Source organism: Ruegeria hyattellae (assembly GCF_041537925.1).
Taxonomy (GTDB): domain Bacteria; phylum Pseudomonadota; class Alphaproteobacteria; order Rhodobacterales; family Rhodobacteraceae; genus Ruegeria_C.
Genome location: NZ_JBGOSH010000017.1, coordinates 1 through 23,923, shown reverse-complemented (window position 1 = coordinate 23,923; position 23,923 = coordinate 1). Strand labels below are relative to the sequence as shown.

The following is a 23,923-nucleotide window of genomic DNA, read 5'->3' as shown; positions in this document are numbered from 1 at the left end:
TGCAAAGTGAGGAAAGCGGGCATAGTCTGAGAACGGAAAATTTACCTGTCTCCAAAGGCTTGCTCCAAAACCAGATGAATCGCATTGGGTTCAAGCGGTTTCGAGAGACAATGGAGTTGCGAGCCTTTCCTTGTCGGAGCCATTTGATGTTCAGGAAGGCGACCGGATACCACAACAGCTGGTTTATCTGGATACCGCTTGTGAAAATGGTCCATTAGTTCCCAACCATCAATGCCGCCTCCGAGATCCAGATCTGTAACTATCAGATCGAATGCACTGTTGTTCATAAGCGCCTTTGCATCCTGACCATTTCCGGCCTCTGAGACGGTGATCCCACATGTTTCCAAAAGCCGCCGTGCATGTGTACGCGCCTCAATACTGTCCTCGACAAGCAGCGCGGACTTGCCCTGAAAGTTTGGCATGGTTTGCTTGGTTGTTGCACCCAGTGGCAGTGTTATATTGATCTGAGTGCCCTTTCCTACCTCGCTTAGAACGCTAAGATCTCCGCCGGTTTGGCGGAAAAAACCGTAAGCCATAGACAAACCCAACCCTGTTCCACCATCGTCTGTTCTGGTTGTATAGAACGGTTCCAATACTCTGTTCAGTACATCGGGCGGCATGCCTGCGCCGGTATCCTCGATTAGGATATAGGCCGATTGATCAGCGGTAACCCCCAGCTCGAGAGAAATCCGCCCCGACCTATCAATGGCCTGATTGGCATTGAGCACGAGGTTCAGGAGCGAGCTTTCGAGCTGACCCGGATCTACAAGGACCTGAATGGGGTTTTCCGAATACTGAACCTGAAACGTCACCTCCGGCTTGAGGCTAATCTCAACAAGATCGACCATGCCGGCGACAAGCGCATTCAGTTCTGTGAGTTCAGGAGCGAGATGCTGCTTCTTTGCAAACGCGAGTAGCCGCTGGGTCAGAGACGACCCAAATTCGATCGCATTGTTGAGTGCGACCAGCGTGGCCTTTGAACTTTCGTCCCCTCTTGCATCAAGAAGATGAACATGTGTGTTGATCGTGGAAAGGATATTGCCGAAGTCATGCGCTGTATCTCCCGCAACTTTTCCCAGAGTTTCAACACGATCAATTTGTGCCAAACGTTCGGCCAGTTTTCGTCGCTCCGTCACATCAGCGCAAAGCCAAACGCGTCCATCATCAGGTAGCCTGCTGGCCCGAAGCTCAATCAGTTTGCCGTCGTCACTAAACAATTCGCAATGGCCACGGTGGTCGTCTGACAGACCTGCCAGTTTTGCCGCTTTTCCAAACCGCCCCTTGCCGAGCAACTCAGCGAAGGTCACGTTTGTGCCTGCATCAAACACGATTTCCAGGATGCTCTCCATTGCCGGATTCTGCGCGGTGATCCGGCCTGACATGTCGGTAATGGCGATTCCGTCCGAAATGTTGGTAAACACCTTCTGGAATAATGTGTTTTGCTGATTTAACTGCCGGTTAGACCGGTCTAGCCTCAAAGCGTTTGCCCGAAAGCTGCGAAACGAGCGGAACAAGTCACCGATCTCGTCTCGGTTGGTGAATTTGCGCGGCAGGTGACTGCTTCTGTCGCCACCCGCAAGCTGAACCATCGCAGTTGAAACGAGAGCGATGTTGTTGGTCACATATCGCGAGACAAAAAGGGCTGAAATCAGAGCCAGAAGCAGACTTGCCAAAGCAATCAGTGCGACCACCAGCTTGGTCAATTGAATCGTCGATGAGGACGATGAACGCTCTGCTGCAAGATATTGTTCGGCGTTGGCCGCAAACTGACTTGCCGAGGCGCTGATCTCGCTTGCATCGTGCCGAATACGAAACAGAGCATTCTGAGCATTCAGATTTGTGGAAAGCTCTTGTCGGCGGAGTTCAAAAACGCCAGTTTCCGTGTCAACGATCCGGTCAAGCTGGATCAGGAATGTGACCTGTTCTTCGGTTAGCTCCGGCGTATTGAGACTTCGACGTTGGCCAAGATAAGAGCGATGCTCTTCCCCCACTCCGATCAGGTTTCCGGCGAATACTGCGTTGAGAGCATCCGACGTCATGCTTTGCAAAGCCCACCAGGTCAATCGCTCCTGGTCATCGACAGCCGGATTGGCGATCTTTGCGGCGGCGCGTTCCCGCAGGTCGCCAAGGCTGGCAACAAGTGAGCGTAGCTCTGCCTGGATCGAATCCAATGCGGAAGATGCAGCAATCAGATCGGTTACACCTGCAGTCAGCTGTTCGGTGGCATCTGCAACGGCATGATTTCCTGCGTCGCTGGACCCAAATTCAAACGTCGGCCATTCGACGCGGACCTCATCTAGCGCCTCTATCAGCTTCTGACCTTCCTGATTAATCAGAAAGTTGGACCGCTGGTTGAGTAAATATGGGGCAGAGGTCGCCAGATCAGTTGATCTTTTTGACAACTCAAGCGCCTGCGCAACCTGACTAAGTGTTTGGCGATGCAGCTCCTGAAGCCGCTTGTCCACACGTTCCAACGAAAACCACGTCACTGCGCTGATCACGATGACTGCCAGCGACAAAAGCAGCAGCGCGGCCCACAGCCGCGCTCTGACACTTTGAAGCGGAAGCCATCTCATGTGGTCCGGCTCGGTATGCCTGTAACAAAGATGTAGCCCTGCCCTCGGCGGGTCTGGAGGTGAATCGGTTTGGAGGGGTTTTCTTCGATCTTTCTGCGTAGCCGCAGAATTAACACGTCAATCGTGCGATCCATATAGCGCGTCAGATCACTTCCAATCTCGGCAAGAAGCTCCACGCGCGGAATAATCTTGTTGGGACGTTGTAAAAAGTAGTCCAACAATCGGTATTCGGCGTTGGTCAGGGCTATCTCTGTACCGTCCTTCGTGCTGACGGTCCGCTGGATCCGGTCAACAACAAGGTGCCCAAAGCTAACATGATCTTCGTTTTCGGGCCCATCGGGCTGAGCAGCCTGAGTGACATTGTAACGGCGCAGAACCGCACGGATGCGCGCGATCAACTCGCGCGGGTTAAATGGTTTCAACAGGTAATCATCGGCACCGACTTCCAGGCCGACAATCTTGTCGGTCTCGTCGCCAGCACCGGTCAGCATGACAATGGGTAGGTCTTGGGTGTTTCTGATTTTTTGCGCCAGTGACAGTCCGGATTCTCCACGCAACTTGAGGTCAATCAAAACCAGATCCAAATTCGGCGGCGTGCCAAGTGCGTCAAAATCAGCGCTGCTTGTCATCGGAACAGGGTCGAACTCGTTGTCGCTGAGAAGCGCCGCAAGGGCCTCTCTGACCCCCACCTCATCATCAACGATTCCAACCCTTGGGCGGTTCATTCTGTCGATTTCCCTCGTAGTATGACCCCAGTTTAGACAGGAAGGTTGCGCACGTCTGTCTGATTTGCGTTACGAAAGTTACAAGATCAGCCCTTCGCTGTAATAGTGTTAACCTGAATCCAGTCCGCGTGTAGCATTGTTAATTGAGCACGTCTGAGGTTTCGCTCTGAATCGGAATAGCTTCCTCTCACTGGCAAGGCGCCACTTGACGCACGCCAGAAACGGCATTTTTTGGGAGGAAACCAAATGAAGAAAACGAATGTTATCTCTGCCGCGATCCTATTAGCGACATCCGCCATGGGAAGCACCGTGCACGCGGAAGAGTTGAACGTTGTCTGTAGTTCTGAGCAGGATCATTGCGATCTTGTTGCACAGACCTTCGAGGCGGAAACCGGAATTGATGTATTGATGGTTCGCAAATCTACCGGCGAAACGCTTGCTCAAGTTCGTGCAGAAGCGGGTAACCCAAAAATTGACGTCTGGTACGCTGGAACAGGTGATCCTCATATTATCGCTGCCGAAGAAGGGTTGACCCAGCCCTCTGGAGCCGACACGTCAGAGCTTCTTGGTTGGGCACGCAACATGGCTGACATCACCAATGGCCGCGCTATCGGAATCTACGCGGGTGCACTCGGCATTGGTTACAATTCCGAAATTCTTGAGGAAAAAGGCATCGCACCGCCGGAATGTTGGGCCGATCTGGCAGATCCACGATTTGCTGGCGAAGTTCAGGTGGCAAATCCAAACAGCTCAGGTACCGCCTACACCGAACTGGCGACCTTCGTTCAACTGTTTGGCGAAGACGACGGATTTCGTCTTCTGGGCGAAATCGGTAAAAACGTGAATTCCTACACGAAATCCGGATCAGCCCCGACAAAGGCGGCCGCGCGCGGTGAGACAGGTGTTTCGATTTCGTTTATGCACGGGATGGTCCAGCAAACCGTAGCCGGATTTCCGATTGTCACTGTCGCTCCCTGCGAAGGAACGGGATACGAGGTTGGCGCTGTCAGTGTCATCGAAGGCGCCCGCAATTTTGAGGCTGCTCAAAATTGGGTTGAGTTCGTTCTCACCCCTGAAGTTCAGGCCTTGGCCGCACAGGTTGGATCGTACCAGGTACCGTCGAACTCCAATTCGGTTATGCCCCCAGAGGCGCCCGATCTCGCTTCGATTAAATTGATCGACTACGACTTTGCCACCTACGGTGCGAGCGACACCCGTGCTCGTCTGTTGGAGCGCTGGGATACAGAAGTCGGCGACCCTAATCCACAACAGTGAGTATGATCTGAATCGCCGGCATTTTTCTGGTGAGCAGATCCTCCCCGCGGCGCCCGATGCCGGGCGTCGCATCCTCTAGATCTGGGCGCGACATGAAACGAATGATAGCAATCTGGCTGATTTTCGGGTTGGTGGGATTCACCCTGCTTCCCTGGTACATGACGGACAAAGGTCTTACCTCATTTGAATGGATACGGGACGAAGCCCCTTCAACCGGTCTCTTGTTAATTCTAAAGGCGGGGCATTGGTGGCTTCTTGCGCCGCTTCTGTCCGGGGTGGCTGCAGCGTGTGTTCAATTGACAATCAACTCCCCGGTCAATCGTTCGAAACTGACACTCTGGATCGCGGCTACAGGACTGTTTCTGACGGCGCTACAAGGTCTGGTGGTCGTTCGGTCTGGACCACGTGTATTTCAGTCCTTGTTGACAGGTGAAATTGTGAACAACGGTCAGCCGGGATTCGGCGTGGGGGCTGGGGTCACACTGATCGCACTTTTGTTCGTTCTGACCGTGTCGCTATCCCAGACCGGGAAAGGTCGTGGCGACGCATTTGTCGTCAGCGTGATTGGTCTTATCATCGCCCTGGTCGGTGTGTTTGTTTTCTATCCGGTGTTTCACATCCTCGTCCGCGCCTTCGAGGTCAAAGGTGGCTATTCACTGACCGAGTTCTTTCCCCGCTTTTTCGACAATGACCTTTGGGGGTTGGGCTGCCTGATCAGTTCTGCATCCTGCGGCACGGCCATAAATTCGCTGTTTCTGGCAACATTAACGGGGGCCGGGACCACTTTGCTGGGTCTTGCTTTTGCACTGATCTTCACCCGGACCGATTTCCGGGCCAAGAAACTCCTGCGGCTTCTCACCGTCATCCCGATTATCACACCGCCCTTCGTGATCGGACTGGCGCTTATCCTGCTCTTTGGCCGCAACGGCACCGTCACCGAACTGGCCGCCGATCTGTTCGGCACAGAAAAGACCCGCTGGCTCTACGGCTTCTGGGGGGTCTATTTCGCGCAGCTTCTATCCTTCACGCCGATCGCCTTTCTCGTTTTGATTGGTGTTGTCCAAGGTGTCAGCCCATCGATGGAGGAAGCCTCCCAGACCCTTGACGCCGATCGATGGCAAACGTTTCGATATGTCTCTTTGCCGTTGATGCGTCCCGGATTGGCCAATGCCTTCCTTCTGGGCTTCATCGAAAGTTTGGCGGATTTCGGCAACCCCTTGGTTCTGGGCGGCAACTTCGGCGTCCTTTCAACCGAGATTTATTTCGCCATCGTTGGTTCGGTCGCCGACCCCGCCAAAGCGGCCATCTTGGCGATTGCGCTGCTGACACTGACGCTTTCTGCATTTCTGCTTCAGCGCCAATGGGTTGGAAAGAAATCCTACGCGACGATCACAGGCAAAGCAGATTCCGGTCAGAATGCGGCTCTCAGCCCAATGGTGCGGACCGCTTGCTATGCGACCGCTCTGCCTTGGGCTGCACTGACAGCAATCGTCTATTCCATGATCGTCTTCGGCAGCTTCGTGAAGCTTTGGGGCTATGATCATACCTTCACCTTCGCCCACTATGTGCGCGCCTTTGGAGTAGACTTTTCCAATGGCTGGCGGTTCTCAGGCGTCGCTTGGGACAGTTTTTTTACCACGCTCACAATCTCGACAATCGCGGCACCTCTCACCGCGTTGGTTGGCCTGTCCACCGCCTATTTGCTGGTCCGCCAGAAATTCGTGGGAAAGGATGCGTTCGAGTTTTCAACGATGCTTAGCTTTGCAATTCCCGGCACAGTTATTGGTGTCAGTTACATCATGGCCTTCAACTTCCCGCCTATTGAGCTGACCGGCACGTCGATCATTCTGATTATCGTCTTTGTGTTCCGCAACATGCCGGTAGGCGTGCGCGGCGGGATCGCAGCGATGTCCCAATTGGATAACAGTCTGGACGAGGCATCAGTCACACTCGGCGCCAACAGTTTCACAACAATGCGTCGGGTAATTCTGCCGCTGATGGGTCCAGCCATTCTGGCTGCTTTGACTTATAGTTTCGTGCGGGCAATCACTTCTGTCAGCGCAGTAATCTTTCTGGTCAGTGCCAAGCACAACATGGCCACGTCCTTTATCGTTGGGCGGGTGGAGAATGGAGAATTCGGCATCGCGATTGCGTATTCCACAGTTCTCATCATCACGATGCTGGCTGCCATCCTATTGCTACAAGTATTGATCGGGGCACGGCGTTTGCGTCGGACGGATCGCGTTCAACAACCGGCCTAATGTTGGCTGATCAAGGAGACTAACATGACATCACCTACGCCCGGTGCCGTCCATTTCGATGGAGTTGTTAAGAAATATGGTACGGTAACCGCACTCAAACATCTCGATCTCAAGCTTGATCCGGGTCAACTTGTGACGCTGCTGGGGCCCAGCGGTTGCGGAAAAACCACGACGCTTCGGCTGGTCGCGGGGCTTGAGATGGCGACGGAAGGGAAAATCTGGATCGGCGGCGAAGATGTCACCCATCTGTCTGCGACCTACCGCAAAGTCTCGATGGTATTTCAATCCTATGCGCTGTTCCCACATATGACGGTGCGCCAGAACGTCGCCTATGGCCTGACCGTCAAATCGGTGCCCAAAGCTGAAGCGCACCAGAAGGCGGATCACGGATTAGAACTTGTTGGCTTGTCAGGCTTCGGGGACCGGTTGCCCAGTGAACTTTCCGGCGGTCAGCAGCAGCGCGTGGCGGTTGCTCGTGCGATTGTATTGGAACCTGAGGTTCTTTTGTTAGACGAGCCGCTCTCAAATCTTGATGCCAAACTCCGCCGACATGTGCGTGAAGAAATTCGCCTGATTCAGCAGCGGCTTGGCCTAACAGCCGTCTACGTAACCCATGACCAAGAAGAGGCCATGGCCGTTTCCGACCGGATCATCGTGATGAAGAACGCCGAAATCGCGCAAGAAGGAACGCCAAGCGATCTTTATGAGGCACCTAAATCCGAATTCATCGCCGACTTCATCGGCGATGCCAACCTAGCCGCATGTGAAATCAAAGTTGTGGCCAATGGTCTGGCCTCGGTCCAGATGGATGGCCTGACCTATCAGGTGCCCGCTGGGTGTCTAAGCAAAGGGGCTGCGAAAATGGTCTTGCGACCCCATCATCTTCACCTGCACTCCCCCAACCAGCCCGGCATCAAAGGTGAAATCAGCTACGCGTCTTATCTGGGCAAAGAAGTTCAATACACGGTTGAGAGCCCGCTCGGTGATCTCTTCGTTATCAGTGGCGTGGTCGATAAGCCGTTTGCTCAAGGTGATTCAGTCACTGTTCGATTTGACGCCAATCAAGCCCGTCTTGTAGCGGCCTAGACGATGACCCAATCAGAGAAGAGCCCCGAGACAGACTATCTTGTTGGACAATCCGATGTGCGCCCATGGGGCCGTTGGAAGGTCGTCGAAGCAACACCAAACTTCACCCTCAAGACGATTGAGGTTGATCCCGGCCAAAGGCTTTCACTTCAGTATCACAACCACAGATCCGAACATTGGGTCGTGGTGGCTGGCAGAGGTATCGTCACCATCGGAGGCGACACCCTACGCGTTGAGCCAGGCAGCCATGTCTATGTCCCGCGCGAGACAAAACATCGCATCGAGAGTGACGACGACCAGAAGCTAGTTTTCGTCGAAGTCCAGTTCGGGGATCGTCTGGAAGAAATGGATATCGTGCGGGTCGAGGATGACTATCAGCGTTGAATCAGGGAGACTTCAGCGCGGTCACGCCAGCCTGGAAACTGCAGCGATCATGAAATTGGCGACTGCAGCACAGAATCGCAAACGCCACGCATACAATCACCGGCTCACGAGTTTGAAAGCTCCCTGTAAAGGCCCATTTGCGCCGTTATCGGTCGTCAAACCCGCAATGCTGAAGGTCAGTTTTTGTTTGCGTCTTTCTAGCTCGATCACGGGCAGCGATCGGCCGATCCTGCCAAACCGTATATTCGCAAATCTTGCGGCAATAGAGGACAGAGATCCCACACCAACCTGTCGATACTTCGCTTCGTGCGCTCGCAGCACGAAAACTCCTGCGGATGCGCGATGTCCCTTGCCACTCTACTGCAGTGAGAATTGCTGGTAATGCTGAGCGCAGCGAAGTTATGGTCGCAATTTCACAAATCGCGGGACACATGCGGCATGCTCCCAAGTTGTTTCGGTGTTCTGGCCAGACAAACAACGCTCCGAAAGCAAATATGGCCAGCACAAGCGCCTAGAAGAAAAGGCTGAGACTCCTACGTGTCATAGCCGCCATTCAAAGATAATCCGCGCAGAAGGCTTCAAGCTGGTCCCACAAAGCCGCGGCTTTCTTGACATCCAGGCCGGCATCCCGTTCAGGGAGCTCCATCATCCCGCAAACATTGTGCCAGTAGGCACCGCTTGGCAGATCCTGCGTCGCGGCGATCAGTGATGCCTGTGCACCTTGTTCTTCATTGATGGCCATTCTTTTGAGCAACCAAAGCGCAAGCCCGGTGGGCTGTTGGCCACCAAGGCCACTCATTATCGCGCCTGGGTGAACAGCGGTTGCGTGGATTTCCGGAAAGCGCTTTGACAGCCCAAACGCCTGCCACAGATTGCCCAGCTTGCTGCCACCGTAAACCTGCGGCATGCTGAATTTCGCCGGGTTTGCCTCGCATTCCTTGGCGGCGACATAGGCATCTCCGGTTGTCATAACGATGCGCGGAGCGTCACCAAATAGGCCACGCTTCGTGAGTAGGCGGTAAAGCAGGTGATGCCCGAGAACATTGATCGCATAGGTCATCTCGATATTGTTGGCAGCCATCTTATGTTCGCGCAGCGCAACACCGGCATTGCAGATCAGGATATCAATCTTCTGGTCGTTCAACTCATCTACTGCCTCCCGCACCGAGGACAAGTCCGATAGGTCGCATCTGATCTCCTGAACCTCGGCCAGACCACCCGTGCCTTCGGACACACCACGCGACATGGAGATGACTTTTGCCCCCCGTGCAAGCGCTCCGTGCGAGATAAACTCGCCGACGCCAGCAGTGCCACCAGTGACAAGGATGGTTTTGCCATCCAGTCGCGGAAGATCGGGACACGCCCGCGTGCGTGACTGTTGGCGATACATACATCTGAACATGCGGGGGACCATTCCACGGGCTGCACGGTAGGGTGTCAAATCAAGAGTCATTTCGGTTTCCTTGGAAATCTGTCAGGATGCGGGCTTTTCGCCCGTTACCATTTGTTTGCGATCCATCATTATCAAGATGAGCTGAGACAACAGGCTGGTTGCGAATGTCCCAAAGAACAGGGGGGCTACCGTCATGTTGAAAGCACCGGCGATTACTGACCCAATCGCCATGGCAATGCAGCCGGACAGAAAGCTGATGGCTGAGTTGGCCAGCCCGGCAATATGTCCGAGCGGCTGCAGGGCGATTGCGTTCATATTGCCCATCGTCAGTCCAAAGCAGAAGAAAACGACCGAGATCAAGGTCAGAAACCCGTATAAGCGGAGAGGCACAACGAGGCTGATGGCATATGCCAAACCGCTGGCCAAGATCACGCTGTACAGGACGGCCCGGCAAACCAATTCCGGGCTATAGCTTTCAACCAGACGGGCGTTGGCAAGACTGGCGATACCGATAAAGCCTGCGCCCACCCCAAAGTAGAGCGCGAATAGGTCACCTGATTCAAAGACATCTCGGTAAATCTGCTCGGCCGACATGACATAGGCCATGAAGGCCCCCATCATCAGCCCGCTGGCGATCGTGTAGGCACGCGTTGTCCGGTTCGACAGGGTTGCAACAAGTCCGTCGCGGATCGGAGTGAGACTGCCCGCGCTGCGGTGCTCGACTGGAAGGGATTCCGGCTGGCGCGCCCAAACCCAGAACCCTGAGCCGCAAGTCAGCGTCAGCATGAACCAGAATATCGCCTGCCATCCCGCCAGCTTCAGAAGCCCCTGACCAAGCATCGGAGCGATGCAAGGTACAATGATGAACACCGCCATCGTCAAGGACAAGATGCGAGCCATGGCGGCCCCTTCGTACCGGTCGCGAATAATGGACATCGGCACGATCCTGAGCGCTGCAGCCCCCACGCCCTGAAAGAACCGGCCCATAAACATCACAGCAAGACTATCCGCCAGAATGCAAACCAGGCTGCTCAGCACGAAAACCGCCATGCCGATGAACAGGATTGGCCTGCGTCCAAAGCGATCGGACAATGGCCCATAGGCCAGTTGCTCGATGGTCAGTCCCAAAAACAGGACGACAACGATCTGCTGCAACGCATTGCCATCTGCGATCCTGAAGCTCTCGCCGATGTCGAGCAGCGCGGGCAAAACAGCGTCAATCGACAGTGCTCCAAGCGACGTAGTCAGTGCGACAAGCGCAACAAATTCAATTTCACTCTGCCTATGCGTTGCGGACATATCCGGTCATCCTCATTGCAAGAGCGCCAAACGGGCCGATGTTGCGAGGAATATCTTTCTCGTTCATAATATAAACAAGACGCATTTCATTGAGGTCATATATGAAAAACTCTGATCTAATGAAGGTCGATATCAAACTGCTGACAATTTTCTGTACAGTTGCGAAAGAGGGGTCGATCTCGCGCGCGGCTGAGCGGTTAGGCGTTAGCCAGCCGCTGATCAGCCATGCATTAGATCGGTTGCGGCTGGTGTTTGGTGATCCTTTGTTCGTGCGTGCCGGGCGCGGTATTACGCCAACGGAACGCACCCTTTCCCTCGCGCCCGAGGTCTCGGAAATCCTTGATCGATTTGAGGCACTTGTATCGCCAGAAACTCTTGAACTAGCGGAGATGACGACCCGATTTTGCATGGAAGCGCATGACTACGAGCGTCAGTTGATTGCCCCCAGTCTGCTGAGTAGGTTTTCACAAGACGCTCCGCAGGCCAGACTTCGCTTAAACCCGTCTGACCGGAATTATCTGGATCGGCTGCGCATGCGTGAGTGCGACATTGTCATCACTGCGCTTCCCCCGTCGGATCAGCTTGATATCCATAGCACTCCGCTGTTTGAGGATAGTGCAGAGTGCTTCTTCGATCCTAACGTCGTTTCAAAAGATGAAGTGCGTGACAATTTCAGTTCATTGCCACACGCCTCAATTCGTTTCTCCCAGACTGGAACGCCGTTCGAAGAACGCATCTTTGAACAACATGGTATTGAGCGTCAGTTGAAGGTTGAGGTGCCGAGTTTCGAGGCGCTTCCGCAATTGATGCGCGGGTCACAGCTCATAGCGATATTACCATCGCGTTTGGCGAAAGGGCTTCTTAAGGAATTCGCGCACATAAAGCCGCCCTGCCCGTTTCCAACCGTTCAATTCAACATGATCTGGCATAAATCCACGCACCACTCTGCAGCGCAAAAATGGTTTCGTGATGCAGTTCGGCAGACGGTAGAGCAGATTGCGTAAACCGTAGGTACCAACCTCGTGCCGATTTCAACATCTTCAATGATTGCCTGGATGCGTGCCAGACATTACGAGACCTACGATCAACATATCAATTTTCGACATATATCACCTCAAGGAAGTGCGCCTTGTTGATGTAATTTCCGATGAATACCTTGCGGGTAGCACAGCAAAAATAGCTGAAAATCTGAGAAGGCATTTCACATGAGTATGAAAATCTACCGCAACGACAGCGTTGAAGTCTCAAGGATTGGCTTGGGATGCATGCGCATGTCGATGATGCCGGACCAACAGAGATCCGAAAGCATAGCCACCATTCACGCGGCGCTGGAGGCCGGCATCAATCTTCTAAACACAGGGGATTTCTACGGTCAGGATGGCCACAATGAAACTCTTATCGGTGAGGCGTTGAAGGGATATGACCGGGACAAGGCGTTCATTTCCCTGAAGTATGGAACTTTTCAGAATACCTTCAAAGGCAGCAACAAGGTCGATGTTGGCCCTAAGAATGTGAAAACCTACATCACCACTTCATTGAAACGTCTGGGCCTCGACTACGTGGACCTGTATCAACCCGCCCGCGTAGATATCGGTATCCCGGTTGAAGAAACGATTGGTGCGATTTCTGAACTGGTCGAGGCCGGATATGTGCGCAATATCGGGCTATCAGAAACCAATGCCGAGACCATTCGCAAAGCGCATGCCACGCACCCCCTCAGCCTAGTGGAATTTGCATATTCCATCACTGATACCAGTGCCGAAAAAAGCATCCTGCCCACGGCACGTGAATTGGGTATTGGCGTTGTGGCCTTTGGCGTTATGGGTATTGGAAAAATGTCCAATGCTGAGGGCGATCCGCTGATGCATACGCTTCGGAATATGGCCGCCGACAAGGGCATTTCTATGGCGCAACTTTTGCATGGCTGGTTGTTGGCCAAAGGCGAGGACATTATCCCACTGGCTGGCGCGCGTACGACAGCCCAACTCGAGGATACACTGCAGAGCCTAGATGTGAACTTTTCCGAAGAAAATCTGGGCAAGATCGAAGCTGCTCGAAATACAAGCGAGCTGGTTGGTCGCTCGATGCCGGATATGGTCATCAAGAATGGCGTTCTGCTGGAGCATAGTTGAGCAGCGTTGAAAAATTGCTTCGACAAATCGAGCCGCGTCAAGTCGTCAAGCGGTTGTCCACCGAAGCCTGAACAGCGCCGGTTCGGTTTGAAATCTGTCGGGGTTTCTACAATTGACCAACCGGTCTGGGAACTTCCATTACGGCGCAAAGCGTCCCGTGCCGCAAGTGCAAGGGTTTTCTGTGTTGGCTACAGCCGCAAGAGCAAAAGGCGACTTGGTCAATTGTGGAATGCAAATGCTGCACGACGTTTGAGTGTTCGCTTCATCGTAAGGGCGCCGAGTGTTGGCTAACGCGCTTTTGGGCAATCGACCCGGGCAGACGTCCAGCCACGCCTTTCGGCTCGGTTCGTATGTGTTTATTGAAGCCGACCATAGAATGTCATGCGCGCTTTTTCCGACAGGCTCACGCCGGGCTCGGTGTTATAAGCGAGGACAGCCAATATCCGCGTTTTCAGACCTTCATTCGGCGCTACCCGGTGGATCGAATTTCGACCCCGGAAAAACACAAGCGTACCTGCATTCGCTTGAACTGTGCTGACCTTGGTGCGCCCATCCAGAATGTCGTCAACGGCGTCAAAGCCCATCTCACCCGAATCCGCATCACGCACTTCGTCGACGTATTCGAATTCTCCACCTTTTTCCGGTGCCTGTACCATCAGAGTGATTGCAAAGGATGAATTGTCAAAATGCCAGCCGAGCTCTTGGCCGGCCTCTGCAAAATGCAGGTTGATAGACGACAATTGATCCGCATATTCATGCACCGCTTCTTCGCCCAGAACATCACACAAGAAGCTGCGGAAGACAGGCGCATCGTACAAAGTCCGCAAGGCCGAGTCCTGAGGCATCAGGTCATCGGTGATGCAGCCCTTTGAAGAAGTGACCAGCCTATTGCGGGCATGGTCTGCGGGATAGTCAGAGTCCGAGGGGCTCAGATAGACGTTGTGCTGCGTTGTACTGGCAAAGACTTTCTCTTTGTTGGCTTGCCCTTCGTCTCGGATCGCGTTTATTGCGTGCGCGGTGACAAATTGAGGCATGACGAAAACACCTGCTTCGTCGAACTTTTTCTTGCAGGCGGCACGGAAGTCGGTATCGGCGATGGGGAAAGTTTCCATATCCACAATGTTGCTTAATTCCATCGGATGCTCCTGTTCGTTGGCAAGTTAGCAAGTTTCCGACGGCATGCTACGCCAGCCTGAAGATAACAAAAAACTTTTTTATTGATGCTTAAAGATAAGAAAAATAACATCAAATTCTATGGTCAACTTTACGCTCAAACAATGCACTTACTTTCGCGCCGTAGCTCGAAGCGGGGGAATCGCGTCCGCGGCCCAAACTGTCGGCGTATCACAACCGGCAGTCGCCCAGGCGATATCCAAGCTCGAAGATATCACCGGCCTCGTGCTGTTTCATCGACTACACGCCCGCGGCATGGAGCTGACGACCCAGGGGGCAGAATTTCTGCGACATGTGGATCAATTGTTGAACAACGCCGCCCAAATTGATGCTGCTGCGCGAAACATTTCGGACAATCGGGCTGGGACAATACGGTTGGGATGTTTCCAGTCGTTGGCCCCGTTTTTCCTGGCTCAGATCATCAATGGCTATCGCACTCAAATGCCTGAGGTCGCGTTGGACGTCCGGGAAATGCTGCAACAGGACTTGATCGATGCGTTGCAACAAAACGATCTTGATATAGCCATTATGTACGACCTTGGGCTTGATCCAAGTATGATCGCCAGCCAGCCGCTTTCCTCGGCACGGCCTTACCTAATCGTTCCCAAGGGGCACCGGCTTGCTCACAACCACACAGTCCCCATTCGGGAAATCGACAGTGAAGATTTCGTCCTCTTCGATGCACCGCAAAGCCGAGAGTATTTCTTTTCCCTCTTTGCAAAACACAACGTCAGCCCACGGATTGCGTTTCATTCAACATCGATTGAATCCGTCAGATGTAGTGTGGCCAACGGCCTCGGCGTTTCAATTCTATCGATGCGGCCAGCGTCCAATGTGACGTATGACGGCAAGCGGGTCGTTCCAATAAAATTGCATGAAAACCTAACGCCAACACGAATTGTCATAGCGACCAACACGAAACGCCCTCTAGATGGTCTTGCAGAGCCCCTGATTGCCTACTGTAAGGAGGTTTTCAAAGACTCACCACATTTGCCACGTGATGCCGATTGATCGCCCGGGCCAAACTAATATTGCAGTGCGATGGTCTCTCTAAGCGGCCGTTTGGATCTCCTGATCCTCCCCAATTGAACTGGTCCACCGCTATGTTTAGGAAACGGAGGATCAAAAATGGCAAACAAGAGACCGAAGCCCGAAGGGATTGTCTCGAAGTTACGGCAATTTGAAGTTCTGATGCAGCAAGTTTATGGTATCGACTTGCCGATAAGCAAAGTTCCGACGGCCTCGCTCCCCTTCGTTTTACCACAGGCAATGCGCAAACGCTTGGAAGCCTAATTCTAAACTCCTGCCCAAAGTCTGCGTTGGCGAAGCTGCACTGAAGCGTCGGTGACAGAGGTCAAGGTCCAGATTGGGCCGGACAGCACGCGACTGTCCACGCGAGAACGACCCATGCCCTCTTTCCATTTTCCAGGGCAAGGCCGCGGTATGTTCAATCATTCAGTCCCGCAAACCAGTCGAATGCAGCAGCAGCCCATCCTAAAGGCAATCCGTGTTTCCCCTTGTACAAGATACCATGACCTTCTCGCGACTTTGGGTCGGCCTGTGCGAAACGTCCAACGCATTGCTGAGGCCCTTATGTGCCGATGATCCGTATCTGGCGCCAGAGCATAGATTGGTTTGACATAGCTGGGCGGCCTGTCGGTGACGACAAGCCTGGGATGGCCGAAGCGGGCGACCAATCCACGAAGGAAACGCCTTGCGGCATTCCTCTGGCGCAAATGCGTCGACAGTTCAGTGACTTCGACACCGGCATCCGCACAAATCCCTTTAACTTCATCACAGTAGGTCTGACTGTCCGCCGCCTTATCCAGATCAAATAGTAGCGCGTCGAATGTTGGTATCTGCACACCCTTGTACCTCAGCCCAGCAGCCCATTTGGCAATATCGGATAGGGAGTAAAACGGCGCGTCATCCCCGGCGAATTGGGCTGGAAACAGAGTTGGCCCTTTGATCTGAGTGCTCACGTCAGGTCCCCATTTCAGGCACGTGTCAGAGGCTGCGAAGTGCATTTATGTCGGGCACTTCAAGACATTGCATTGGCGAGATGTCCGGTTTTTGAATGGCCTGAATGGTGGCTCTGGCCAAAAAAGCACCGGTGATATCAACGTTCTCGTGCACGACAATGATTTCGGGACGCACGAATTGAAGCAAAGGTATGGCTTCCTTGGAAACGATGTCGAAATCCTTCCCGACATAACGTCCCAGGCTTTCCATCCCGGCCACAACAGCCATTGTCGCGTTCGTCGATGCGCAGATGAATCCGTCGATATTCGGGTCCGACGCCATTTTGCGTGTGGCCCATTCTCGAGTCTCCAGTGTGGTTGCGTCACTATCGACCTGTTGCGCAACATGCAGACTGGCGGAGTGTTTGTCCGCAGCTGCCTTCGCCCCATCCACCATTTCCATCGCATAGTTTTGATCAAGCGGCGGTGCGACCAAAACTATGTTACGACGACCTTTGCGCACCAGTTCATCCACACCCAGCCGGGCGTAGGTAAAATTGTCGAAATCATAGTAAGCATGTTGCCCCGCCCATTTGGTACGCCCATGCGTGGCAAACGGAAAATTGCGGTCCATCAGATATCTAGCGCGCGCGTCCTCGGTCCGGACCTGATTGAAGATGATGCCGTCTGCAGTCTGATTTTCGACGATATAGCGAACCGCATCCATCGGATCATCATCGGGAAGGACCGGAACCACGTTCAGGTGATAGGTCGTCTCACGCAGAGAAACACCAATCGATGTCAAAAGCCGGGCGGTAACATTCATCATCTCGCGTTCGGTCGACATTACGAGGGAGATCACATTCGTCCGTCCGGTCCGCAAGCCGACGCCCGCGCGATTAGGGATATAGCCAAGTTCTTTAGCAATCTGCCTGATCTTTTTCTTCGTCGATTCGCTGATATCCGGCGCATCCGCCAGAGCTCTGGACACCGTCGGAACAGCCATCCCGCTTTGTTCCGAGATGGTTTTCAGGGTTGGTTTCTCACGACCGGCTTTTGACGCGGGGGCTTTTTTAGTCATCAATTATAACCTTTGCGCGCTGGTTACGTTTTCAAAGATGGCTCGCTTTGGACTGCTGCATCTCTATACGGAAAAAAACTTGTTGCAACTCCATTCTAAAACGTTATAGAAAAATCTACAACGATTTAGTTGGGAGGAAACAACATGAACATCAAAGCTGCATTTGCATCCACCGCAGCGATTGTTAGCGCTAGCATGGTCGGCGCCGCAGATCTCGAGGTCACTCACTGGTGGACATCAGGGGGAGAGGCCGTTGCCGTTTCAGAATTCGCCAAGGCCGTGAATGAAAAGACGTCTCATAATTGGGTGGACGGGGCAATTGCTGGATCCGGCGGCACAGCGCGCCCGATCATCATCAGCCGAATTCTGGGTGGTGATCCAATGGCAGCCACGCAACTGAACCACGGCCGTCAGGCCGAGGAACTGATCGAAGCCGGAATGATGACCGACCTCACAGAACTAGCCGAGGCCGAAGGCTGGCGCGACTTCGTCAACCCCTCGTCCCTTTTGGACGGCTGCACATACGAAGGCCGCATCTATTGTGTTCCGGTTAACATCCACTCTACTCAGTGGCTGTGGCTCAGCCACGACGCTTTTGAGAAGGCCGGCGTAGACGTGCCCGAGGATTGGTTCGAATTCGTGGCCGCCGCACCAAAGCTGGAAGAAGCCGGCCTGGTCCCGCTGGCTTTGGGTCAACAAGGTTGGCAGCAGGCGATCGCATTCGGTGCTCTGTCGATTAGCGTTGTGGGCATCGATACCTGGAGCAAAGTTGTTGTAGAAAAGAACGCTGACGTCGCAGGCGGTCCGGAATATGCTAAAGTATTCAACACTATGGCCGATGCTCGGGAACTGGCACGCAACAGCAAAGTTCAGGACTGGAACCTGGCGACCAACATGGTGATTACAGGCAAAGCCGGTGGGCAGATCATGGGTGACTGGGCGCAGGGCGAGTTTGCAGTTGCCGAACAGGTAGCCGGAGAGGATTACACTTGCCTGCCCGGTCTGGGGCTGAACCAGGTGATCGATACAGGAGGCGACGCCTTCTACTTCCCCGTCGTTGATGACCCCGAGTTAAAAGCCGCGCAATTGGAAATGGCCTCGATCCTGATTTCGAAAGAAGCTCAGGTGAGTTTCAACCTCGCCAAAGGGTCTTTACCCGTCCGTGGCGATATCGACCTTTCGACAGCGAATGACTGCATGCAGAAAGGTCTTGCAATCCTGAAGGCGGGCGGTGTCTTGCCGAACGCGGATCAAACCCTGTCTGCTGACACCCAAACGCAGATCAAGGACCTGATGGCCGAGTTCTGGGCTTCGGACATGACTGACGCAGATGCGCAGGCCCGGTACGCCGCGATTATCGCAGACGCCGACTGAGCCTGACACTTCGGGGCGCGCCCTCCTCCGCGCCCCGAGTCCTGAACGGGGATTCCCATGACACTTGCTGACACACTGCGTGCGGCCGATGATCCGGTGCGCCAACCCAGACAGATGTTTCGCAACCGGAGTGCGAAATTCGCTTCGATCCCGATGATCCTGACTGCAATGGTTGTGTTTGTTGGCGGGACGGCCTGGACAGTCGCCCACTCCTTTACCAAGTCGCGTCTGCTGCCTAAGTGGGATTTTGTCGGACTGGATCAGTATGAAAGGCTTTGGAACAGCAACCGCTGGATCATTTCGGTCGAGAACCTGCTGATCTACGGCGTCTGCTCCTTGGTCCTTACGATGGTCATGGGATTCACCCTCGCTGCACTTCTGGATCGCAAAATCCGGTTCGAGGGCGCGTTTCGTACAATCTTCCTATATCCGTTTGCCTTGTCCTTCATTGTGACCGGCCTGGCCTGGCAATGGATACTGAACCCCGATTTTGGCATTCAGGGCGTTATCCGCAATATGGGCTGGCAGAGCTTTACGTTCGATCCACTGAACAACCCCGACATCGTAATATTTGGCATCCTGATCGCAGGTCTGTGGCAGGGCACCGGGTTTGTCATGGTCATCATGCTGGCCGGATTGCGCGGCATTGATGAAGACATCTGGAAAGCCACGAGGGTGGACGGGATTGGCGTCGCAAAAACATATATCCGCGTAATCATTCCCATGATGCGCCCTGTTTTCGTGACCGCTCTGGTGATCATCGCCAGCGGTATCATCAAGCTCTACGACCTTGTGGTCGCACAGACCAACGGCGGACCGGGTATCTCATCCGAAGTGCCCGCCAAATACGTCATCAACTACATGTTTGAGGCGCAGAACCTAGCGCAAGGCTTTGCGGCGTCAACCATGATGCTGCTCTCGGTCATCATCGTGCTCGTCCCCTGGGCCTATCTGGAATTCGGAGGAAAGAAACGTGGTTGATCTGACATCCCATAGCTCTGGCCGGGTTCTGGAAGGCCCGCGCGGCAGCAAACCGAAATCCCGCTTCTCGCGCCGAAACATCTTTCTCTACGGGACTTTGTTGCTGGTTTCGATCTACTACCTGCTGCCGCTATACGTGATGGTTGTCACCTCGCTTAAGGGCATGCCTGAAATCCGGCTGGGCAACATTTTCTCGCCCCCGGTAGAGATCACATTCGATCCCTGGGTCCGTGCCTGGGCCGAGGCCTGCACCGGGATCAACTGCGAGGGACTGAGCCGCGGGTTCGGAAATTCGGTCAAAATCCTGATCCCTTCAGTCATCCTGTCCATCTCCATCGCCAGCGTGAATGGCTATGCCCTTGCTAACTGGCGGTTCAAAGGGTCCGAGGTGTTCTTCACCATCCTCATTATCGGGGCCTTCATCCCTTACCAGACAATGATCTACCCGATAGTGATCATCCTGCGGGAAATTAAGCTGATGGGGTCGCTCTGGGGTCTGGTTCTGGTCCATTCGGTCTTTGGGATGCCCATTCTGACGCTGTTGTTCCGCAACTACTTCACTTCGTTGCCCGAAGAGCTGTTCAAGGCCGCACGTGTGGACGGGGCCGGGTTCTGGGGCATCTACTTCCGCGTCATGTTGCCCATGTCGATCCCGATCTTCGTTGTTGCAATGATCCTGCAGGTCACGGGTATCTGGAACGATTTCCTGTTCGGAGTAATTTACACCAAACCTGAAACCTATCCTATGACGGTACAGCTCAATAACATCGTGAACTCGGTGCAGGGCATCAAGGAATACAACGTCAATATGGCTGCGACCCTGCTGACAGGGCTGGTTCCTCTGGTCATATATCTTGTCTCCGGAAAACTCTTTGTGCGCGGTATCGCCGCCGGCGCCGTGAAAGGTTGACCCCTATGAACATCCACTCTCATTCTGTCGAAGTCCGCGATTTGGACCTTCATTTCGGCGACGTCAAAGTCTTGCAAGAGCTGAACATCGACATCCACCAAGGCGAGTTTCTGGTTCTTCTGGGATCGTCCGGCTGCGGAAAATCCACTTTGCTGAACTGTATCGCGGGTTTGCTGGATATCACCGACGGCCAAATCTTTATCAAAGGTCAGAACGTGACATGGAAGGAACCGTCGGACCGGGGCATCGGTATGGTGTTCCAATCCTACGCGCTCTATCCACAAATGACCGTCGAAGGAAACCTGTCCTTTGGCCTGAAGAATGCGCGTCTGCCGAAGGATGAGATTGCCAAACGGGTGGCTCATGCGGCGGAAGTGCTTCAGATCGAGCCGCTGTTGAAACGCAAACCCGGGGCACTGTCCGGAGGTCAGCGTCAGAGGGTCGCCATCGGACGCGCCCTGGTTCGTGACGTCGATGTGTTCCTATTCGATGAGCCGCTCTCCAATCTCGATGCAAAGCTACGGACCGACCTGCGCGTCGAATTGAAACGCCTGCACAAGCAGCTGAAAAACACCATGATCTACGTGACCCACGATCAGGTTGAAGCAATGACTCTCGCCGACCGGATCGCCATCATGAGAGGTGGCAAGATCATGCAGCTTGGCAGCCCCGACGAAATCTACAACCGCCCGCAAAACATCTATGTCGCGGGCTTTATTGGCAGCCCCGCTATGAACATGATTGAAGGACGTGTTGAAGGCGGCAATTTCGTTGCTGACGGGCTTTCGCTGCCGTTGGATGGCTACGAATTTCAGAACAGATCCCACATAAAAGGCAACGTTGTCGTCGGAATCCGCCCCGAACACGTGCTGACCGGCGACGCAGTCGAATCCGCAGTCTCCAAAGCCGATATCGAAGTTCAGGTCGTCGAGAAACTGGGTTCTGACACCCTGGTTCACGCCACACTTGGTGCCCATAACCTGCGGTTTCGCATGGACGGGCTGAGCCGTGTGAAGGAAGGCGACCGGTTGCGGGTTGGGTTCGATACCTCCCGCGCGTCACTCTTCGATGCATCAACCGAAGCGCGTCTGTGACTCGCCGCAAATGAAAGGACAGAACATGCCTGCAATTTCTTATCAGCTCTACGGATCGCGGAACTGGCCTCTGCCCGGCACGCTGGCCATGCTTTACGAAACCGGATTTAACGAGGTCGAAGGCTATGGGGCCTTGTTTGCTAAGGCACCCACACTCACGGAAGACCTCGCAACGGCGGGGCTGAAGATGCCCAGTTTGCACTACAGCCTCGGTGATCTTCAACGTGACCCCGATGCCGCGATTGAACTGGCTCGTGCGGCTGGTGCCGAAGCTGTGTTCGCACCCTATCTGGACGCCAAAGACCGCCCAACGGATCGTGCCGGATGGGAAGCCTTTGCCACCCGTCTGGTTGCTGCAGGCAAACCATTGCAAGAGGCCGGGTTGATATTCGGCTGGCACAATCATGACTTTGAACTGGTCGATCTGGGTGGCGGCGTGACCCCGTTGGATATCATCGCGGAAGCCTCTCCGGATCTGAAGCTCGAGCTTGATCTGGGCTGGGTGGTCCGCGCGGGTCTGAACCCGGTGAAAGTGATCCAGGCCTACGGCAATCAGATCCATTCCGCCCATATCAAAGATCTCGCCCCCAAAGGCACATGCTCCGATGAAGATGGCTGGGCGGATGTCGGCTATGGCGTCATGGACTGGGCATCCATTCACGACGCGCTGCAAAAGGCAGGCGTCGCTCGCTACGTGATCGAACATGACAACCCAAACGACCACCACCGTTTCGCTTCGCGTTCGCTGGCAACCGTTCAGTCATTCTAAGGATTTCCCATGACAAATCTTGGTGTTGGCATCATCGGATGCGGCAGTATTTCTGCGGCCTACTTGAAACTTTCACCCCTTTTCAAAGGACTGGAGATACGCGCCGTCGCGGACATCAACAAGGAGGCGGCCGAGAAGCGCGCAATGGAATTCAATGTCCGTGCCGAAACGGTGTATGCTCTACTTGCGGCGGACGACATCGACGTCATCGTCAATCTGACCATCCCCGAGGCTCATTTTGATCTGACCCAGCGCATCCTTGAAGCGGGCAAACACGCCTATTCGGAAAAACCGTTGGTTTTGACACTAGAACAAGGCAAAGCACTGCGCGATCTGGCCGAGGCCAGGGGGCTGCGCATCGGTTCCGCTCCCGATACATTCCTAGGTGGTTCACACCAGCAGGCGCGTACGGTGATTGACGAAGGACAGATCGGACGCGTGATCGGAGGCACCTGTCACGTCATGTCGCGAGGCATGGAACACTGGCACCCCAACCCTGACTTCTTTTTCCAGCCCGGTGCTGGTCCAATCCTTGATCTCGGCCCTTACTACATCACCAATCTGATCCAGTTGATAGGCCCGGTCAAAGCTGTTTGCGCGATGACCGCAGCAAGTTTTCCAACCCGTACAATCTCAAACGGTCCCCGTAACGGAGAACCGATTCCTGTTAACACGCCCACCAATATCCACGCGATTCTGGAGTTTGAAAATGGCGCACTTGTGACCCTGGGGGCCAGTTGGGATGTCTGGACGAATAGTCACCCGTATATGGAGCTCTATGGTACTGACGGAACCCTCCAGGTGCCTGATCCCAATTTCTTTGGGGGCAAGGTTTGCAAATCTGAGAAGAATGGTGATTTGACCCCCCTGCCCATCTCTGACCACCCTTTTGGCATCCCCAATGAGGTTCACGGCGACGATGAACATCAGGCCAATTATCGGACAGCAGGGCTCGCTGACATGATACAAGCGATCGCAGAGGGGCGTCAGCACCGGTGCAATATCGATCTTGCGGTTCACGCCATCGACGTCATGACCTCGATCCTCAGTGCCGGAGAGCGCCGCAGCTGGGTTGAAACAACGACGACCTGCATCAAACCAGCACCTCTGTCGGCGGCCGATGCCCGCGCTCAGTTAAATTAGGTGGCTTTGTCGCAAACACTTATTCAACCGAAGAGCACCCTATTGACTGGACACAGCTATCCATCGAAGGCCGCAAACTGCGCGAAGCCATCGCGACTTGCGTTCGACCATTCGGACAAGCGATGGATCTGCCCCGGTTCTTTTTGTAAACGCCACATAACAACGCTGTTGGCGCCGATAATCAGCAACCGCCTGAGCGAACGTTCTCCCATCTTTGTCGTCGCCTCGAGGCGCTGCTTGCCGCCGGTAGAATGTTGCCTGGGAACCAATCCAAGCAAGGCCGCGAAATCCCGGCCACGACGGAGT

The 23,923-nt window shown here is 54.2% G+C and carries 20 protein-coding genes and 3 pseudogenes; 14 read left to right on the top strand and 9 right to left on the bottom strand.

Translation table 11 applies throughout. From position 1 onward, the window contains the following. Positions 1–41: 41 nt before the first annotated feature. Together AB1E33_RS25915 and AB1E33_RS25910 are read right to left on the bottom strand one after the other, a co-directional pair. Positions 42–2,576, bottom strand: a complete 2,535-nt coding sequence (locus tag AB1E33_RS25915; RefSeq protein ID WP_372580124.1) for an ATP-binding protein — start codon at positions 2,574–2,576, stop codon at positions 42–44. Beyond that, a complete protein-coding gene (locus tag AB1E33_RS25910; protein ID WP_372580123.1) occupies positions 2,573–3,301 on the bottom strand; it encodes a response regulator in 729 nt (242 codons plus the stop codon). The genes AB1E33_RS25915 and AB1E33_RS25910 overlap by 4 nt, the downstream gene beginning before the upstream one ends. A 246-nt stretch (positions 3,302–3,547) precedes the next feature. On the opposite strand from AB1E33_RS25910, the gene AB1E33_RS25905 reads away from it, so the two are divergent. From AB1E33_RS25905 to AB1E33_RS25890, 4 genes are all read left to right on the top strand, one after another. Beyond that, positions 3,548–4,576 carry an ABC transporter substrate-binding protein gene (locus AB1E33_RS25905; protein ID WP_372580122.1) on the top strand — a complete coding sequence of 343 codons (1,029 nt, stop codon included), beginning with the start codon at positions 3,548–3,550 and terminating at the stop codon, positions 4,574–4,576. A gap of 92 nt (positions 4,577–4,668) precedes the next feature. Further along, positions 4,669–6,837, top strand: coding sequence for an ABC transporter permease (locus AB1E33_RS25900; RefSeq protein ID WP_372580121.1), 2,169 nt, complete (start codon positions 4,669–4,671; stop codon positions 6,835–6,837). A 24-nt stretch (positions 6,838–6,861) separates the two neighbouring features. Further along, a complete protein-coding gene (locus AB1E33_RS25895) occupies positions 6,862–7,923 on the top strand; it encodes an ABC transporter ATP-binding protein (RefSeq protein WP_372580120.1) in 1,062 nt (353 codons plus the stop codon). Between the two features lie 3 nt (positions 7,924–7,926). Beyond that, the gene (locus AB1E33_RS25890) at positions 7,927–8,307 is read left to right on the top strand and encodes a phosphomannose isomerase type II C-terminal cupin domain (RefSeq protein WP_372580119.1); all 381 of its coding nucleotides are present in this window, start codon (positions 7,927–7,929) and stop codon (positions 8,305–8,307) included. A 553-nt stretch (positions 8,308–8,860) separates the two neighbouring features. Here the strand turns inward: AB1E33_RS25890 and AB1E33_RS25885 are convergent. Continuing rightward, positions 8,861–9,760 (bottom strand): SDR family NAD(P)-dependent oxidoreductase, encoded by a 900-nt coding sequence (locus AB1E33_RS25885; RefSeq protein WP_372580118.1) that lies wholly within the window; start codon positions 9,758–9,760, stop codon positions 8,861–8,863. Positions 9,761–9,781: 21 nt separating this feature from the next. Beyond that, a complete protein-coding gene (locus tag AB1E33_RS25880) occupies positions 9,782–10,999 on the bottom strand; it encodes a multidrug effflux MFS transporter (RefSeq protein WP_372580117.1) in 1,218 nt (405 codons plus the stop codon). Between the two features lie 101 nt (positions 11,000–11,100). Here AB1E33_RS25880 and AB1E33_RS25875 point away from each other — a divergent pair, with 101 nt between their 5' ends. Both AB1E33_RS25875 and AB1E33_RS25870 read left to right on the top strand, forming a co-directional pair. Further along, a complete protein-coding gene (locus tag AB1E33_RS25875) occupies positions 11,101–12,003 on the top strand; it encodes a LysR family transcriptional regulator (protein WP_372580116.1) in 903 nt (300 codons plus the stop codon). 201 nt (positions 12,004–12,204) lie between these two features. Then, entirely contained in the window at positions 12,205–13,131 is a 927-nt protein-coding gene (locus AB1E33_RS25870; protein WP_372580115.1) for an aldo/keto reductase, read from the top strand. 356 nt (positions 13,132–13,487) lie between these two features. On the opposite strand, the gene AB1E33_RS25865 is transcribed toward AB1E33_RS25870, so the two are convergent. Then, on the bottom strand, positions 13,488–14,267 hold the full coding sequence (locus tag AB1E33_RS25865; RefSeq protein WP_372580114.1) for a HalD/BesD family halogenase: 780 nt from the start codon (positions 14,265–14,267) through the stop codon (positions 13,488–13,490). Between the two features lie 118 nt (positions 14,268–14,385). On the opposite strand from AB1E33_RS25865, the gene AB1E33_RS25860 reads away from it, so the two are divergent. Next, positions 14,386–15,315: a LysR family transcriptional regulator gene (locus tag AB1E33_RS25860; protein ID WP_372580113.1), complete on the top strand. Its 930-nt coding sequence runs from the start codon at positions 14,386–14,388 to the stop codon at positions 15,313–15,315. Between the two features lie 117 nt (positions 15,316–15,432). Beyond that, positions 15,433–15,597, top strand: coding sequence for a hypothetical protein (locus AB1E33_RS25855; protein ID WP_372580112.1), 165 nt, complete (start codon positions 15,433–15,435; stop codon positions 15,595–15,597). 237 nt (positions 15,598–15,834) lie between these two features. Here AB1E33_RS25855 and AB1E33_RS25850 read toward each other — a convergent pair. From AB1E33_RS25850 to AB1E33_RS25840, 3 genes and pseudogenes are all read right to left on the bottom strand, one after another. Continuing rightward, a pseudogene (locus AB1E33_RS25850) lies at positions 15,835–16,037 on the bottom strand (IS6 family transposase); the annotation flags it as partial. Then, positions 16,035–16,286: pseudogene (locus AB1E33_RS25845) on the bottom strand (sugar phosphate isomerase/epimerase); the annotation flags it as partial. The pseudogenes AB1E33_RS25850 and AB1E33_RS25845, both read right to left, overlap by 3 nt. A gap of 25 nt (positions 16,287–16,311) precedes the next feature. Then, positions 16,312–17,346 (bottom strand): LacI family transcriptional regulator, encoded by a 1,035-nt coding sequence (locus tag AB1E33_RS25840; RefSeq protein ID WP_372580111.1) that lies wholly within the window; start codon positions 17,344–17,346, stop codon positions 16,312–16,314. Between the two features lie 144 nt (positions 17,347–17,490). On the opposite strand from AB1E33_RS25840, the gene AB1E33_RS25835 reads away from it, so the two are divergent. Genes AB1E33_RS25835 through AB1E33_RS25810 form a run of 6 tightly spaced genes read left to right on the top strand, consistent with a single transcriptional unit; the run spans position 17,491 to position 23,617 of the window. Beyond that, positions 17,491–18,720 (top strand): ABC transporter substrate-binding protein, encoded by a 1,230-nt coding sequence (locus AB1E33_RS25835; RefSeq protein WP_372580110.1) that lies wholly within the window; start codon positions 17,491–17,493, stop codon positions 18,718–18,720. A 57-nt stretch (positions 18,721–18,777) separates the two neighbouring features. Continuing rightward, the gene (locus tag AB1E33_RS25830) at positions 18,778–19,701 is read left to right on the top strand and encodes a carbohydrate ABC transporter permease (RefSeq protein ID WP_372580109.1); all 924 of its coding nucleotides are present in this window, start codon (positions 18,778–18,780) and stop codon (positions 19,699–19,701) included. Continuing rightward, a complete protein-coding gene (locus AB1E33_RS25825; RefSeq protein ID WP_372580108.1) occupies positions 19,694–20,611 on the top strand; it encodes a carbohydrate ABC transporter permease in 918 nt (305 codons plus the stop codon). Before AB1E33_RS25830 ends, AB1E33_RS25825 begins: the two co-directional genes overlap by 8 nt. 5 nt (positions 20,612–20,616) lie before the next feature. After that, entirely contained in the window at positions 20,617–21,705 is a 1,089-nt protein-coding gene (locus AB1E33_RS25820; RefSeq protein WP_372580107.1) for an ABC transporter ATP-binding protein, read from the top strand. A gap of 25 nt (positions 21,706–21,730) precedes the next feature. Then, positions 21,731–22,474 (top strand): sugar phosphate isomerase/epimerase family protein, encoded by a 744-nt coding sequence (locus AB1E33_RS25815; RefSeq protein WP_372580106.1) that lies wholly within the window; start codon positions 21,731–21,733, stop codon positions 22,472–22,474. A 9-nt stretch (positions 22,475–22,483) separates the two neighbouring features. Beyond that, a complete protein-coding gene (locus AB1E33_RS25810; RefSeq protein WP_372580105.1) occupies positions 22,484–23,617 on the top strand; it encodes a Gfo/Idh/MocA family protein in 1,134 nt (377 codons plus the stop codon). A 158-nt stretch (positions 23,618–23,775) separates the two neighbouring features. On the opposite strand, the pseudogene AB1E33_RS25805 reads toward AB1E33_RS25810, so the two are convergent. After that, positions 23,776–23,923: pseudogene (locus AB1E33_RS25805) on the bottom strand (transposase); the annotation flags it as partial.

Coding starts and splice junctions, on each gene's coding strand:
- AB1E33_RS25820 (WP_372580107.1), top strand. CDS start 20,617: ATGAACATCCACTCTCATTCTGTCGAAGTCCGCGATTTGGACCTTCAT.
- AB1E33_RS25810 (WP_372580105.1), top strand. CDS start 22,484: ATGACAAATCTTGGTGTTGGCATCATCGGATGCGGCAGTATTTCTGCG.
- AB1E33_RS25905 (WP_372580122.1), top strand. CDS start 3,548: ATGAAGAAAACGAATGTTATCTCTGCCGCGATCCTATTAGCGACATCC.
- AB1E33_RS25865 (WP_372580114.1), bottom strand. CDS start 14,267: ATGGAATTAAGCAACATTGTGGATATGGAAACTTTCCCCATCGCCGAT.
- AB1E33_RS25880 (WP_372580117.1), bottom strand. CDS start 10,999: ATGTCCGCAACGCATAGGCAGAGTGAAATTGAATTTGTTGCGCTTGTC.
- AB1E33_RS25870 (WP_372580115.1), top strand. CDS start 12,205: ATGAGTATGAAAATCTACCGCAACGACAGCGTTGAAGTCTCAAGGATT.
- AB1E33_RS25840 (WP_372580111.1), bottom strand. CDS start 17,346: ATGACTAAAAAAGCCCCCGCGTCAAAAGCCGGTCGTGAGAAACCAACC.
- AB1E33_RS25830 (WP_372580109.1), top strand. CDS start 18,778: ATGACACTTGCTGACACACTGCGTGCGGCCGATGATCCGGTGCGCCAA.
- AB1E33_RS25860 (WP_372580113.1), top strand. CDS start 14,386: ATGGTCAACTTTACGCTCAAACAATGCACTTACTTTCGCGCCGTAGCT.
- AB1E33_RS25815 (WP_372580106.1), top strand. CDS start 21,731: ATGCCTGCAATTTCTTATCAGCTCTACGGATCGCGGAACTGGCCTCTG.
- AB1E33_RS25835 (WP_372580110.1), top strand. CDS start 17,491: ATGAACATCAAAGCTGCATTTGCATCCACCGCAGCGATTGTTAGCGCT.
- AB1E33_RS25855 (WP_372580112.1), top strand. CDS start 15,433: ATGGCAAACAAGAGACCGAAGCCCGAAGGGATTGTCTCGAAGTTACGG.
- AB1E33_RS25915 (WP_372580124.1), bottom strand. CDS start 2,576: ATGAGATGGCTTCCGCTTCAAAGTGTCAGAGCGCGGCTGTGGGCCGCG.
- AB1E33_RS25900 (WP_372580121.1), top strand. CDS start 4,669: ATGAAACGAATGATAGCAATCTGGCTGATTTTCGGGTTGGTGGGATTC.
- AB1E33_RS25895 (WP_372580120.1), top strand. CDS start 6,862: ATGACATCACCTACGCCCGGTGCCGTCCATTTCGATGGAGTTGTTAAG.
- AB1E33_RS25910 (WP_372580123.1), bottom strand. CDS start 3,301: ATGAACCGCCCAAGGGTTGGAATCGTTGATGATGAGGTGGGGGTCAGA.
- AB1E33_RS25885 (WP_372580118.1), bottom strand. CDS start 9,760: ATGACTCTTGATTTGACACCCTACCGTGCAGCCCGTGGAATGGTCCCC.
- AB1E33_RS25890 (WP_372580119.1), top strand. CDS start 7,927: ATGACCCAATCAGAGAAGAGCCCCGAGACAGACTATCTTGTTGGACAA.
- AB1E33_RS25875 (WP_372580116.1), top strand. CDS start 11,101: ATGAAAAACTCTGATCTAATGAAGGTCGATATCAAACTGCTGACAATT.